Below are 13,744 nucleotides of genomic sequence, written 5' to 3' on the forward strand. Positions count from 1 at the left end.
GCGGAGAACGGCGATGGCGAACACTGAAATCCCGGGCGTGGTCCGGCGCACCGACCCGATCGGCGAGCCGGCGCCTCTGGTCTTCGACAGCCCCCATACCGGCCTGCTGTTTCCCGACGATTTCAAGCCGACCATCCCGATGGACACCTGCGAGCGGGTGGCCGACTGGTTCGTGGAGGAGTTGTTCGGCGCCTGCACGACGCATGGGGCGATCCTGGTGGAAGCGCTGTTCCGCCGCGCCTATATCGACGCCAACCGGGATACCGCCGATCTCGACCTCTCCATGGTCGAGGGCGACTGGCCGCATCCGGTCGACGTCACCGAGAAGACCAGGCGAGGCGCGTCGCTGATCTGGAAGGTGATCGACGGCGAGACCGCGATCTACGGCGGTAAGCTGCCGGCCGAGCTGGTGCGCACCCGGATCGAGACCTACTGGCGGCCCTACCACGCCGCGCTGGCGCAGGCGCTGGACGAGACCTACGACCGGTTCGGCCGGGTCTACCACGTCGACTGCCACTCCATGCCGGAATGGGGCGACGCGCGCTGGGGCGACCAGGGCGAGCGCCGGGCCGATTTCATCGTCGGCACCCGCGACGGTACCACCGCCGGCGCGGCCTTCTCCGAGGTGGTGGTGGAGAGCCTGCGGGCATCGGGCTATTCGGTCGGGGTCAACGACAAGTTCAAGGGCGTCGAGCTGATCAAGCGCTACTCCGACCCGTCCAAGCGCCGCGAGTCGCTGCAGATCGAGGTGAACCGCGGCATCTACATGGACGAGGCCGCGATCACCCGCAGCGAGCGCTTCGCCGGCACCAAGGCGGCAATCACCCGGATGATCGAGGAGCTGGAAACCTTCGCCCGGCTCGGGTGAGAGGCCGCCGGCCGCCTCCTCTCGTCTTCCCGGCCCTGCGCCGGGACCGAGGATGGGTATCGCCGGAGCGCCTGGGGTAAACGCCAAACGCTCCATCGCGCTGAGCCCTGGATCCCGGCTCGAGGCCGGGAAGACGGGGAAGGCAACAGCCTAGGACCGGCCGCGACCCTAACTCGAATATTTTATGGGCGAACCTACCGCCTCGCTCACCTCCCCGGCCTTGTGCCGGGGCAAGCCGTCAGCCCGCTTCACCGCCGGTGATCTTTCCCAAGCGTCCCATCACGTTGACCCGCTGCCCCGGCACAAGGCCGGGGGAGTGAGTGGCGGTTTAACGGCCGCTCAAAACCGCTCGATCCGATACGGCGTCATGTCGATGCCCGGGTCGCGGCCGGCGATCTGGTCGGCGATCAGCTCGCCCGTGCGGGCCGCCAGGGTCAGGCCGATATGGCTGTGGCCGAAGCCGTAGAACACGTTGGCCTGGTCCGGCGACCGGCCGATCACGGGCACGCTGTCCGGGGTCGACGGCCGGAAGCCGAGCCACTCCCGGGTCACCTCGTATTTCAGGCCCGGCAGCGCCTCCTCGGCCATCGGCAGCATCCGGTAGACCCGGCGGAAATCCGGCGGCGCGTCCACGCCGGCGAACTCCGCGCCCGTCGTCAGCCGCAGCCCGTCCTGCATCGGCGCAAGGACAAAGCCGTAATCGCCGATCACCGTGGGCCGCCGCAGTTCAGGCCCCTCGGTCACGGTCAGGTTCAGGTGATAGCCGCGCTCGGTGTCCAGCGGCACCTTGCGGCCGAGCATGGCGCAGAGCTCGTGGCTGCGGGCGCCGGCGGCGATCACCACCGCATCGCAGGGATGCATCGCCCGGTCGGTGACCACCTTCTCCACCCCGCCCGACCCGATCTCGAACCGGCGCACCTTCTCAGAGACCCAGGTCCCGCCGAGCTCGCGGAACTTGGCGAAATAGGCTTCGGTCAGCTTGATCGACTGGCTGACGAAGGCGTTCTCCGGCTGGTTGTAGCCATGGGTGAACTTGCGGTTCAGGCCCGGCTCGAGCTGGCGGATCTCGTCGGCGTTGAGCTCGTCGAATTTCACCCCGCGCCGCGCCATCGTCTCGCGCTCGTCCCTGGTCTTGTCGTAGCTCTGCTGGCTCGAATAGACCTTCAGCCAGCCGACCGGCCGCACGATGTCATGGGCGCCGGCCAGTGCGATCAGCTTCTTATGCGCTACCAGACCGTCCTTGGAGATCGCCCGCAGGGAGTGGGAGATCTCCTCGACCCTCTTCGGCGTGCTAGCGGCCAGGAACTGCATCAGCCAGGGCAGCATCTTCGGCAGGTAGGACGGCCGGATGTTCAGCGGGGAGGCCGGATTGAGCAGCATCTTCGGCACCTGCTTCCAGTTCCCGGGGCTGCCCGTGGGATAGACGCTGCCGATGGCGATGGAGCCGGCATTGCCGAAGGACGTACCGGTGCCGGGGGCGGCCGGATCGACCAGCGTGACCGAATGCCCCTCGCGCTGCAGGATCAGCCCGGTGGCGACGCCGACGATACCGGCGCCGACGACGACGATGCGTTTGGGAGGCGTGGATTTGGAGACGGTCGGGGCGGAAGCGGGCGTGGTCACGCGGCGGTCTCCTTCAACATCTTCAGCAGCGCGATCAGCCGTTCGTCGCGCTGGGCCTCCAGGTCGTCGATCGTGCGGTCGCCCATCTCGTCCTTGATGCCGGCGATGAGCTCCGCCTTCAGCTCGGGCGTCAGGGCGGGCGTCTTCTGCATATCCTTCCACCAGCCCTCGATCGGCGGGCCGAACTGCTCCAGCATGGCCGCGTAACCGCCTTTGCCGCCGGTCAGGTTGAACACCATGTGCGGCCCCATCAGCGCCAGACGCAGGCCAGGTCCCTGGGCGATGGCGGCGTTGACGTCCTCCACACTGGCGAGCCCGTCGGCGACGGCGTTCACCGCCTCGCGCCACAGGGCCGCCTGCAGCCTATTCGCCAGATGGCCGGGCACTTCCTTGTTCACGTAGATCGCGTGCTTGCCGATATGGCCGTAGAAGCCGTGCGCCCACTCCGCCGCCGCCCGGTCGGTCGCCTTGCCGAGCACCACTTCCACCAGCGGAATCAGATGCGGTGGGTTGAACGGATGGCCGACCACAAGGCGCTCGGCGAAACCGATCCCGTCCTGCAGATCCGACAGGATCAGCCCTGAGGTGGAGGTCGCGACCACCGTGGTCGCCGGCACCGCGTTGTCGATGCGCCGGTACAGGTCTAGCTTGATGGGCGCGCGTTCCGGTGCGTTCTCCTGCACGAAATCGGCGTCGGAAACCGCGGTCGCCGGGTCGTCGACCATGGTCAGCGTGCCCTCCGACTCGACCGCAGTACCGATGGCCTTGAGCTGCGGGCGGGCGTTGTCGACGAAGGCCTGCAGCCGCGGCTTCCAGCCGTCGGCAGGGTCCCAGGCGGTCACGTCGTAACCGCGCGCCAGGAAATAGGCGGTCCAGCTGGCACCAATGGTCCCGGTGCCCAGAACGGCGATCCGCCGGACCTCCTCGAACGGCTTGTATGCGGCCATCGTTGTTCTCCCCCGGATTTTTTGGCTCAATGCCGACACCGAACCGCGGACAACAGACCTGGACGATATCGGCTTTGCGCCAATATCAGCACCGGCACACGGCAAAGGGAATGGGCGATGAACCGGAGGAAGATTTTGACGCTGGCGGGCGCCGGCCTGGTGGCCCTGGCGGCCCGACCGGCCCAGGCGGGCCTGCTCGACAAGTACCGCTGGAAGCGCCGTCTGCTGCTGGTCTTCGCGCCAGTCAAGCCGCATCCGAAGCTGGTCGTCCAGCGGCAGCGCCTGAAGGACGCCGCGGCCGGCTTGAAGGAACGGGAGGTCACCGTCATCGAGGTGGTGCAGGACTCGGTCTTCGTGGACGGCAAGCTCGCCATCGAGCTGAACGCCAAGAACCTGCGCAAGGAATTCGACACCACGATCGTCGAATTCAACGTGGTGCTGATCGGCAAGGACGGCGGGGAGAAGCTCCGCCGCGACGAGGCGGTCCAGGTCGAAGAGGTGTTCAAGACGATCGACGCCATGCCCATGCGACAGCAGGAGATGCGGCAACGCGGCCAGAAGACCTGATCAACCGGGACTGATCAGGGTCGCCGGAATGGGTGGGCAAGCTGGCCGAGAAAGTCGGGCGGCATCGGCCAGGAACGTGGCCACCAGGCCCCGCCGTCGGCCGCCACCAGGTCGGCGATCCCGATCACCGCCGTCATGAGGACCACGACCTGCACGAATCCCTTGGTCAGCACGGTGTGCAACAGGTCGGGCAGCACCTGGTCGTCCGGCCCGAGCCACTGCCGCTCATAGGGCAGCAACCGCTCAAGCACCGCCAGCACGGCCGCCAGGCCGAGATATGTCGCGTTGAAGGCCAGCGCCGGCGTGCCGGCAGAGAGCCCCAGCCCGATCGGAATCAGATAGGCAGCAAACAGCCCTGGCCACAGAAGGGCACGGACAATTCCGGATGCGTGATTCATCGAGATCGGCCCCGCCAGCCTTAGGCAACCGCACTGGTATTTCATCGAGAATGATCAAAGACTCAAATTTTATCGTTGTATTTCAATTGGATATATAAAAACAGCAGTAAAGCGCACCCCGTGCGCAAATCGATCTTGAAATGCGCACTTTGTGCGCTTAAACCGGCAGTCGGAGGAGAACATGACCGCTTGCCGCAAAGAGACCACCCCGCATCCCCTGCCCAGGCTGGTGGCGGACAACCCGAAGGCCGCGCGTCTGTTGATGCCGCTGCGCGACCTGGAACGCCGTCTGTCGGTGATCGACCGGGGCCTCGCCAGGCGCGGACTGAGCCCGTCGGCGCGGACGGCTCTCCGGCATCAGCGGGCGCTGATCGCGGCCATTCTCGCCGCCCGGCTGACCGCGCCGGACCGGGCACGGCGACTGGAACAGGAACTGCGCTGGCTGGCGCCGCGGATCCCCGCGCCGACGCCGACGCCGGGCTCCCGGGTGGTCCGCCTCTGATGGCGCTCCCTCTGCACACCTATACCCCGCCCGAGGACTGGCCGGCCACCGCGGACAGCCTGCTGGCGGCGGCGGACCGGCTGCGCGGGTCGCTGGTCGCCGATGCGCCGACGACGCGGTCCCGGAGCCTCACCCTGCGCGACAGCGCGGACCGGCGTCTGACGCGCCGGGGATACCGCCTGACCTCGACTCCCGACGAAGACGATCGCGAAACCTGGACCCTCGCCGGTCCCGACGGCGCGGTCGAGGCAACGGCGCAGGTTACGGCGCCGGACCGGCGCTTCGACAGCGACCTGCCCAAGGGCGCATTGCGCAGCCGGCTGGAGGATCTGGGCCGGGGCCGGGCGCTGCATCCGGTCGCCGAGCTTCACCTGACGGAAACCGCCCTCGCCCTGCGCGACGAGGAGGGCAAGATCCGCTGCCGCGTGCTGCTGACCCGGGCGGCGGACGGTGCCGGCGGCGAGACGACCGACGTCGCGGTCCTTGCCCTCAAGGGCTACGAAGCGGACGCCGAACGGGTCTGCGCGCGGATCCAAGACGATCTCGGCTGGCCGCAGGCGCCGATGCCGGCACTCGCACGCCTGCTCGCCGCCGCGTTCCCGGCGCCGGTTCGGGCCGGTACCGAGCTGCGGCCGGACGATCCCGCCGGCCCGGTGATGCGCGAGCTCCTGTCGGCCCAGCTCGACATACTGGAGGATCGGCTGCCCGGCGTGCTCGCCGACCGCCACCCGGACTACCTGCACCAGTTCCGCGTCGCCATCCGCCGAACCCGTTCCGCCCTGTCCCAACTCCCCCAGGCCATCGCCCTGGAGGGACGGGCCGAGGCGACCAAGGGGTTCCGCTGGCTCGGGCAGGTCACCAGCCCGCAGCGCGATCTCGATGTCCAGCTCATGGACCTGGCCGCGCGCCGGACCCAAAGCTCCGGCGCGGACGTCCTGGCCCCACTGGAGCGCCACCTTCAGGCGATGAAGACCGCGTCCCACCGCGACCTCGCCCTGCAGCTTTCGGGCACACGGTTCCAGACCCTGGTCGCGCGCTGGCGCGACAGCCTGAGCCCGTCCAGCGCGAACTGGACCGCGACGGAACCGCTGCGCGCGCCGTTCGCCGAGATCGTCGCCGCCCGTGGCCGGAAGATCCTGCGCAGGGCCCTGCGCGACGGCCGCCGCATCGGCCCCCACAGCGAGGCGGAACGGCTGCACGACCTGCGCAAGCGCATGAAGAAACTGCGCTATGTCACCGAGTTCCTCGCCGAGGTCCTGCCGCGCGAGAAGACCAAGCCGGCGATCAAGGCGCTGAAGGGCCTGCAGGAGGTGCTCGGCCGGGTGCAGGACCGCGAGGTGCAGGTGACAGCGCTGCATCGCTACGGCCGCGAACTGGCCGGCCGGAAGGGCGTCTCGGCCGAGACCCTGATGGCGATCGGCGCCTGGAGCGAGGAGCTGGACCGCGACCGGCGCGACGCCCGCGCGGAATTCGCCGCGGCCTTCAAGACCTTTGCCGCCGGGGAGACGCAGGCGCTGTTCCATGCGATCTTCGACCGCCACACCGACCGGGCCGACGGCGGCCGATCCAAAAGACGCGGCACGAAGGAGGAGTGATGCGGATCCTGGCGAGCTACAACATCAAGGGCGGGGTGGGAAAGACGGCAGCGGCCGTCAACCTGGCCCATGTGGCGGCCACGCGCGGCCATCGGGTGCTGGTCATCGACCTCGACCCCCAGGGCGCGGCCAGCTTCTACTTCCGGGTCAAGACCAGGGTGAAGGGCGGCGGCAAGGGCCTGGTCAGCGGCAAGCGCGACCTGGACGACCTGATCAAGGCCACCGACCACGAGAACCTGGACCTGATCCCGGCGGATTTCCGCTTCCGCAATCTCGACCTGCTGCTGGAGGCCGAGAAGAAATCGACGCGGCGCCTGCGCAAGCTGCTGAAACCGCTGGGAGACGACTACGACATCATCATGCTCGACTGCCCGCCCAGCGTGTCGCTGGTGTCGGAGGCGGTGTTCGAGGCGGCCGACGCGCTGATCATCCCGCTGATCCCCACGACCCTGTCGCTGCGCACCTACGACCAGCTGGAGGCGTTCAAGGCGGAACAGAAGATCAAGGGACTGAAGCTGCTGCCGTTCTTCTCCATGGTCGATCGCCGCAAGGCGCTGCACCGGGAGATCCTGGAGAGCTTTCCGAAGAAGCACGGCAACGTGCTGGGGGTGAGCATCCCCTACGCCAGCGCGGTGGAGCGCATGGGCGTGGAGCGCGAACCGCTGACCGCCTTCGCCCCACGCACGGCGGTCGCCGGCGCCTACCGCGCGCTGTGGGACGCGGCGGACGCGGCGACGGAGTAGGTGGGCTCCCCTCCTCTCCTCTCCTCTTCCCGCTTTTTACACACTCCCCGGCCCTGTGCCGGGGCCCACGGCAAGGCCAGCCCGGTCGCACACGCCACTGTCCGGACGACAGGACCATCCCAAGCGTGGGTCCCGGCACAGGGCCGGGAAGTGATTTGAGGAGTGGTTTGGGAGACGGCGGCACCGCTACTCCGCCCGAGAATCCTTGTCCCGCAGCAGCCCGACCGCGAAGGCCGCCACCGCCGCCATCGCCAGGTAGGTGGTCTGCCAGAGCCCGAAGGACACCAGCCCCGGGAGCAGACCCACCGCCAGCAGCGCCGTCGCCCACGGGCGCAGCGCCCGTGGCAGCCGGCCGATCCGCCAGGCGACCGCCGCCAGGAACGCGATCCCCAGCAACACGCCGACCACCCCGGTCTCGACCCAGAGCTGCAGCCCCGCATTGTGCGGATGCGGCTCCGGCTTGGTCATCCGTTGCGCCTTCGCCAGCCGCTCCGGGTCGATCGGCCGGTGATCGAAGGCGTCCAGCCCCCAACCGGTCCACGGCCGCTCCCGCGCCAGGGCGCCGCCGTGATCCCACAGCTCCAGCCGATGCCGGATCGCCAAGTCGGAGATCGCGACATTGTCCGTGATCACCCAGTCGTAGACCGCGTTCGCCGCCCAGGGCGCCGACAGCATCTGCACCGCCACCACCACGACCATCGCGACCCGCACCAGCCGCTCGGCCACCGCACCGGCGACCAGCGTGACCAGCCCGAGCAGCAGGCAGAGATGGGCGATCAGCGAAATCCCGAGCATGGACACCGCCCCGACCGCCGCCAGCAGCGCGACCGCCCACACCCGGCGGCCCTCGCCCCACAGCACCCCGCCCGCCACCAGGGCCAGCAGCACCAGCGCGACAATGCCCCGGTTGTACCGCGATAGGGACACCGCCTCTCCCGGATCGCGGCCGTTGAGCAGGCGGTAGATCGGCGCGTCCAGCCCGAGCTCGACCAGCGCCACCAGCGCTCCGATCAGCACGCCCGCCACCAGGGCCCGGCGCACCAGCACCCGATCCAGCCGCGCGGCCGCGACCGTCCCGCCGGCCGCCAGGGGCAGCAGCAGCACCGCGGCCCCAGCCGCCTGCGGCCAGCGATCCGCGCAGGGCGGGCAGGACGGTGCGACGAGCAGGTCGAGCGCCTGCACCGCCAGCAGCGCCGCCACCGGCGCCACCAGGGCCCAGCCCGGCCACGGCAGCCGCCGGTCGAGCAGCAGCAGCGCGCCCAGCAGCACGGCCAGGGCGATCCCGAGCGTGCTCATGCCGTGCTTGGCGAGCATGCCCACGGTCGGGAATGCCAGCAGGATGACGGCGGCGATCCAGCTCGCCGCCCGCCCGTCGGTCACCGCCGCCGGCAGAGGTCCCCGCATGTTGTGTCAGCGCCCCTTGTAGACCGGCTGGCGCTTCTCGTTGAAGGCGCGCACGCCCTCCAGGCGGTCCTCGGTCGGCACGGTGCGGTTATAGGCCTCGATCTCGAAATCGTAGCCGTTCTTCAGGTCCATCATCTCCGAGGCGTTGATCGACTTCTTGGCCTGGCGCACGGAGATCGGCGCGTTGCCGGCGATCGCCCGGGCGGTGTCCAGCGCGGCGTCCAGCAGGGTCCCGTCGGCGCAGATCCGGTTGACCGCGCCCCAGGCCAGCGCGTCCTCGGCGGAGAACGGCCGGCCGGTGAGGATGATCTCCTTGGCCCGGCGCAGGCCGACGGCGCGCGGCAGGTTCTGGGTCCCGGCCGCCCCCGGGATGATGCCGAGGGTGACCTCGGTCAGGGCGAAGCGGGCGGTCGGCGCGGCATAGGCGAAGTCGCAGCCGAGCACGATCTCCAGCCCGCCGGCGAAGGCCGCTCCGTTGACTGCGGCGACGATCGGCACCGGGCAGTCGAGCTGCGCCTTGACCATCTGCTCGAACAGGGCGTGCTGGCGGCGCCAGTCGGCATCGGTCATGCCGTTGCGTTCCTTCAGGTCGCCGCCGGCGCAGAACGCCTTGTCGCCGCGCCCGGTCAGCACGACGCAGCGCACCTCGCCGGCATCGCGGTAGAGTTCGACCCACAGGTCGCGCAGGTCGAAGCCCATCTGGGTGTTCAGCGCGTTGCGCACATCCGGCCGGTCGAGGGTGACCAGCAGCACATGCTCGTCGACCATCTCCAGGGTCAGGGTCTCGGGCGCCAGATCGGCCACACTCATCGCGCATTCCTCCGGTATTTGGTTGCGGCTCCGTCTTAGCACGAGGCGCGGCGCCGGCGAGAGGGGCTGGCTGCTCCGGCCGACGTGACGGTCGCCCGGTGCGACGGCCGCCCGGCACGGAGAGGACGGCCCGTGACGGAATACCGATCAAAATACCCTGCCGACGCTCTCGACAAACCGGAATCGACCCGCTATAAGGCCGCCTCTTTCGCGGAACCGCGGCATCTCCGGCGGCCCGCACGGATGGGCGCATAGCTCAGTTGGTAGAGCAGCTGACTCTTAATCAGCGGGTCCAAGGTTCGAGTCCTTGTGCGCCCACCATCCGAACCCCGAAAGACAACACGCAATTTCCACTACCCGACCGGGTGAAGAAGGACGTTCGTCTTTCGCCCGACCCGCGGCGGCGATCGTGCGCGCCGGCGTAGGCGTCAGTCGCCGCCCTTGCCTGAATCCTGAAAATAGCTGAGGCCGATGATCAGCGACTGAACCAGGCTGATCGAGGCGGCGATCGGCCGGAAGCGGTGGATATCGGCGTCGTCGACGCAGAAATAGACCTCGCTCTGCCGGGCGAGCGGGCTGGTCGGCACATCGGTGAGCGTGAACATCGGAATGCCCCGGATATGGACGTCGGTCACCGCATCGACCACCGCCGGCGTGTACTCGGCGAAGGCGATGGCGATCAGCAGGTCGCTCTGCCGCAGGGTGGCGACCTGCTGCGGCACCATGCCGCCGACGAAGTCCAGCAGCTGGCAGCGCCGCTCAAGCCGGGTCAGCCCATAGGCCAGATAGGAGGCGATGGGAAACGCCCGGCGCTGGCCGATCACATAAATCGTGTCGGCCTGATCCATCATGGCGATGGCGCGCGCCAGGGTCTCCGGCTGGACCGTGTCGCGCAGCCGCTCCAGACACATGATCGAGGCGTCGGTGAATTCGTTCAGGATCGCCGCCGGATCGTCCTTGGCCGCCCGCTCCAGCGACTCCCTGTGGCGGTAGATCCGCTCGCGATAGGCCGGCGCGCCCTCGATCAGCCGCAGCTTGAAGACCTTCTGCATCTCGGAAAACCCGGAATAGCCGAGCTCCTTGGCGAACCGGATCAGGGTCGAGGGCTGCACCTCCACCACCTCGGCGAGCCGGTTGACGGTTTCCAGGGCGAAGGCGTTGGGGTCGTCCAGGGCGAAGCGGGCCAGGCGCTGCAGATGCGGGCTGAGCTCGTCGTAGCGCTCCTGTAACGCGTGCCGCAGGGCGTCGAAGGACTGCGGGCCGCCCGAGGTATCCACGCTCATCCCAGTCGCTTTCCGTCGTTCCCGCCTGTCCTGCCTATACCCGCCAGGACCCCGTGCGGGCAAGAAATTGAATGAATTTTCATTCTAGATCAAAAACTTGAAATTTCCATATTGACCACAGGAACGAATTTTCGTTCTTTTCTGAATAACGAATGAAATTTCCATTCGACGGAAAGGGGGACGCGGCATGACCGGATCCGACAAGGGCGACGAGTTCGAGCCGAAGGGGTTCGGCCGCGGCGCCTTCCATGTTCAGCACGAACGCGACGCGGCCTGGGAGCCGGGCTTCCGTGGGTTCTTCGACTACCGCGACCTCGGCATGGCGGAGAAGACCGGCGGCAAGTTCCGCGCCCATATCCACCGGCCGAACGCGCCCTGCCCGGGCCGCGGCGACCTGCACTACCACAAGGTCGATTTCCAGATGGTCTACGTGCTCAAGGGCTGGGCGCGGGTGGAGTTCGAGGGCCAGGGCGAGATCCTGATGGAGCCCGGTACGGCCATGTACCAGGAGCCCGGCATCCACCACCGGGTGATCGAATATTCCGACGACTACACAGCCATGGAGATCCTGGTCCCGGCGGACCCGGAGACTGTCTCCGTCGAACCGTAACGGCCGGCGGGGAACCAACGCACCGGCCGCTCAACGGGACCGGGCGAGAAAACGAAAACAGGAGGAAACCCCATGTCCATGAAGGCAGTGAATCGACGCAGTTTCCTGAAGACCTCTCTCCTCGGCGGCGCGGCGGGCGGTGCCGCGCTGTTCGGTCCCTGGACCCATAACCGGGTCTATGCCGCAGCCTCCGACAAGCCGATCCGCATCGGCCTCACCCACGACGCCAGCGGACAGTTCGCCAATTCCGGACAGGCCGAGAAGCGCGGCTCGGAGATGGCGGTCGCCGAGTTCAACGCCAAGGGCGGCGTGCTCGGTCGCAAGATCGAAACTGTGTGGATGGACACCGAGACCAACCCGCAGACCGGCACCCGCGTCGCCGAGCGGATGATCACCCGCGAGAACGTCCATTTCCTGGCCGGCGCGGTGCAGTCGGGCACGGCGAACGCCATCAGCCAGGTGGCGCAGAAATACGGCTGCGTCTACTTCAACACCAATTCCAGCTCGCCGACCGAGAGCGGGGCGAACTGCCACCGGGTGAAGTTCGTGTGGGACGGCAATGGCGAGAACTTCTCCAAGGCCGCCGCGCGCAACGCCATCAACAGCTTCGGCAAGAACTGGCTGCTGATCTACAACGACTACGTCTGGGGCCAGAACACCAACGCCGCCACCAAGAAGGTCGCCACCGAGTACGGCGCCACGGTGATGGACGAGATCGCCATCCCGGTCGGCACCCGCGACTGGTCGAGCGTGCTGCTGAAGATCCAGCAGATGAAGCCCGATGTCGTGGCGGCCGCGGTCGGCGGCGACGACTTCAAGGTGATGCGCCAGCAGGTCCACGACATGGGCCTCGACCGCAACCCGGCCTGGATCAACAACCAGCAGGACTGGCCGGACATCTTCGGCCTCGGCGCCGATGCCGCCTTCGGCGTGTTCGGCACCACCTGGTACCACTATCTCGACCTGCCGGGCGTTCCGGAATTCGTGAAGCAGTACCAGGAGATGTACCCGACCACGCGGATCAGCGTGCCGGGCAACGTCACCTATAACGGCTATGTCGCCATGCGCGAGCTGCTGCGCGTGGTCGAGGAGGTCGGCTCCACCGACAACATGAAGGTCATCAAGGCCCTGGAGGGCCGCGTGATGACCGCCAAGGACCGCATGCAGCACTTCGACGCGGTGATCGATGCGAACTCGCACCAGGTGCAGCAGACCATCTACCTGGCCGAGGGCAACGCCAAGCCGCGCGACGACACCGACTACTTCAACATCCTGAGCTGGTCGGATCCGGAAGCGATCCGCTCGTCGGCCGGCGACGAGTGCAAGCTGGAGAGCTACGCGGACACGCCCAGCTACGACCAGGGCTGACCGCGCAGAGGCGATCCTCGCCTCCGTCCCTGCGGGGGAGTCCCGTCCCGGGCTCCCCCGTCCTTTTCCCGAACTCCAGTCATCGGCGGCGGCTTCCGACCCATGCTCTATGACCTGATTCCACACATCATCAACGGCCTCGCCCTCGGGCTGCTGTTCGCGCTGCTCGCCCTGGGCTTCATGCTGATCATCGGCGTGATGGAGGTGATCAACCTCGCCCATGGCTCGCTGTTCGCGCTCGGCGCCTATGTCGCACTGGCGGTCATGGTGCCCGACGGCGGGCTGCCCTATGCCTTCATGGAGCCGTACTACGCCCTGCCGGACGTGCCCCGCTACGTGATCGCGCTGATCGTCGGGCCGCTTGTCGTGGCCGTGGTCGGCGCCGGGCTGGAGCTCTGCCTGCGCCGGACCTACGGCCAGGACCCGCTCTACGGCCTGCTGCTCACTTTCGGCGCCGCGCTGGTGCTGGAGGAGGGCATCCGGGAGATCTGGGGCAGCAGCGAATATTACCTGCCGATCCCGCGCGGTATTTCCGGCGGCTTCATCGCCGGCGACCTGATCTATTCCACCTACCGGATCTACGCCGCGATCTTCGCCGCCGCGATGATCGGGCTGCTGTGGCTGTTCCTGAACCGCACCCCCTACGGCGCCATCATCAAGGCCGGCGCCCATGACGGCGAGATGGTGCGCGCGCTCGGCCACAACCTGTCGCGCCTGCGGCTGTTCGTCTTCGCCTTCGGGGCCGCGCTGGCCGCCATCGCGGGCATCATCATGGCGCCGATCTGGGGCATCCGGCCGGTGGTCGGCGTCGACGCGGTCGTGCCGGCCTTCGTGGTGATCGTGCTGGGTGGGGTCGGCAGCTTCTGGGGTGCGGTCAGCGCCGGGCTGCTGGTCGGCCTCGTGGTCGGCCTGACCGCCGCCTTCGCCACCGACTGGTCCCTGTTGTCCATGTATCTGCTGCTGCTCGCGGTGGTGACGTTCCGCTCGCGCGGGCTGGCCGGCAAGGCCAGCGTGCTCGAGTCGTGA

14 protein-coding genes and 1 tRNA gene are annotated in these 13,744 nt (G+C 68.2%); 9 read left to right on the plus strand and 6 right to left on the minus strand.

The window, feature by feature from the left end; translation table 11 throughout:
- Nucleotides 1-13 precede the first annotated feature (13 nt).
- Nucleotides 14-868, plus strand: coding sequence for an N-formylglutamate amidohydrolase (locus G578_RS0117705; RefSeq protein ID WP_028795378.1), 855 nt, complete (start codon nt 14-16; stop codon nt 866-868).
- Nucleotides 869-1,207: 339 nt separating this feature from the next.
- Here the strand turns inward: G578_RS0117705 and G578_RS0117710 are convergent, their stop codons facing one another.
- Together G578_RS0117710 and G578_RS0117715 are read right to left on the minus strand one after the other, a co-directional pair.
- Nucleotides 1,208-2,491, minus strand: a complete 1,284-nt coding sequence (locus tag G578_RS0117710) for an NAD(P)/FAD-dependent oxidoreductase (protein ID WP_084618996.1) — start codon at nt 2,489-2,491, stop codon at nt 1,208-1,210.
- Nucleotides 2,488-3,438 (minus strand): 3-hydroxyacyl-CoA dehydrogenase NAD-binding domain-containing protein, encoded by a 951-nt coding sequence (locus tag G578_RS0117715; RefSeq protein ID WP_028795380.1) that lies wholly within the window; start codon nt 3,436-3,438, stop codon nt 2,488-2,490. The genes G578_RS0117710 and G578_RS0117715 overlap by 4 nt, the downstream gene beginning before the upstream one ends.
- A 135-nt stretch (nt 3,439-3,573) precedes the next feature.
- Between G578_RS0117715 and G578_RS0117720 the strand changes: the two genes are divergently transcribed.
- Entirely contained in the window at nt 3,574-4,005 is a 432-nt protein-coding gene (locus tag G578_RS0117720) for a DUF4174 domain-containing protein (RefSeq protein ID WP_051244976.1), read from the plus strand.
- A 14-nt stretch (nt 4,006-4,019) separates the two neighbouring features.
- On the opposite strand, the gene G578_RS0117725 is transcribed toward G578_RS0117720, so the two are convergent.
- The gene (locus tag G578_RS0117725) at nt 4,020-4,403 is read right to left on the minus strand and encodes a hypothetical protein (protein ID WP_028795382.1); all 384 of its coding nucleotides are present in this window, start codon (nt 4,401-4,403) and stop codon (nt 4,020-4,022) included.
- Between the two features lie 181 nt (nt 4,404-4,584).
- Here G578_RS0117725 and G578_RS0117730 point away from each other — a divergent pair, with 181 nt between their 5' ends.
- Genes G578_RS0117730 through G578_RS0117740 form a run of 3 tightly spaced genes read left to right on the plus strand, consistent with a single transcriptional unit; the run spans nt 4,585 to nt 7,243 of the window.
- Nucleotides 4,585-4,905: a hypothetical protein gene (locus G578_RS0117730; RefSeq protein WP_028795383.1), complete on the plus strand. Its 321-nt coding sequence runs from the start codon at nt 4,585-4,587 to the stop codon at nt 4,903-4,905.
- Nucleotides 4,905-6,500, plus strand: coding sequence for a CYTH and CHAD domain-containing protein (locus G578_RS0117735; RefSeq protein WP_028795384.1), 1,596 nt, complete (start codon nt 4,905-4,907; stop codon nt 6,498-6,500). The genes G578_RS0117730 and G578_RS0117735 overlap by 1 nt, the downstream gene beginning before the upstream one ends.
- Entirely contained in the window at nt 6,500-7,243 is a 744-nt protein-coding gene (locus tag G578_RS0117740) for a ParA family protein (protein WP_028795385.1), read from the plus strand. The genes G578_RS0117735 and G578_RS0117740 overlap by 1 nt, the downstream gene beginning before the upstream one ends.
- Before the next feature lie 186 nt (nt 7,244-7,429).
- Here G578_RS0117740 and G578_RS0117745 read toward each other — a convergent pair whose 3' ends face one another.
- Entirely contained in the window at nt 7,430-8,647 is a 1,218-nt protein-coding gene (locus G578_RS0117745) for an O-antigen ligase family protein (RefSeq protein ID WP_028795386.1), read from the minus strand.
- A 6-nt stretch (nt 8,648-8,653) separates the two neighbouring features.
- Entirely contained in the window at nt 8,654-9,457 is an 804-nt protein-coding gene (locus G578_RS0117750; RefSeq protein ID WP_028795387.1) for an enoyl-CoA hydratase-related protein, read from the minus strand.
- A 245-nt stretch (nt 9,458-9,702) separates the two neighbouring features.
- Here G578_RS0117750 and G578_RS0117755 point away from each other — a divergent pair.
- Nucleotides 9,703-9,778, plus strand: a tRNA-Lys gene (locus G578_RS0117755).
- Nucleotides 9,779-9,885: 107 nt separating this feature from the next.
- On the opposite strand, the gene G578_RS0117760 is transcribed toward G578_RS0117755, so the two are convergent.
- The gene (locus tag G578_RS0117760; RefSeq protein ID WP_038015160.1) at nt 9,886-10,740 is read right to left on the minus strand and encodes a MurR/RpiR family transcriptional regulator; all 855 of its coding nucleotides are present in this window, start codon (nt 10,738-10,740) and stop codon (nt 9,886-9,888) included.
- 187 nt (nt 10,741-10,927) lie between these two features.
- Here G578_RS0117760 and G578_RS0117765 point away from each other — a divergent pair, with 187 nt between their 5' ends.
- The 3 genes from G578_RS0117765 (at nt 10,928) to G578_RS0117775 (ending at nt 13,744) form a co-directional block, all read left to right on the plus strand.
- Nucleotides 10,928-11,350 carry a cupin domain-containing protein gene (locus tag G578_RS0117765; protein ID WP_028795389.1) on the plus strand — a complete coding sequence of 141 codons (423 nt, stop codon included), beginning with the start codon at nt 10,928-10,930 and terminating at the stop codon, nt 11,348-11,350.
- A 72-nt stretch (nt 11,351-11,422) separates the two neighbouring features.
- Nucleotides 11,423-12,718, plus strand: coding sequence for an ABC transporter substrate-binding protein (locus G578_RS0117770; protein WP_028795390.1), 1,296 nt, complete (start codon nt 11,423-11,425; stop codon nt 12,716-12,718).
- A gap of 102 nt (nt 12,719-12,820) precedes the next feature.
- Nucleotides 12,821-13,744 (plus strand): branched-chain amino acid ABC transporter permease, encoded by a 924-nt coding sequence (locus tag G578_RS0117775; RefSeq protein WP_028795391.1) that lies wholly within the window; start codon nt 12,821-12,823, stop codon nt 13,742-13,744.

The organism is Thalassobaculum salexigens DSM 19539 (assembly GCF_000423805.1).
Classification (GTDB): domain Bacteria; phylum Pseudomonadota; class Alphaproteobacteria; order Thalassobaculales; family Thalassobaculaceae; genus Thalassobaculum; species Thalassobaculum litoreum.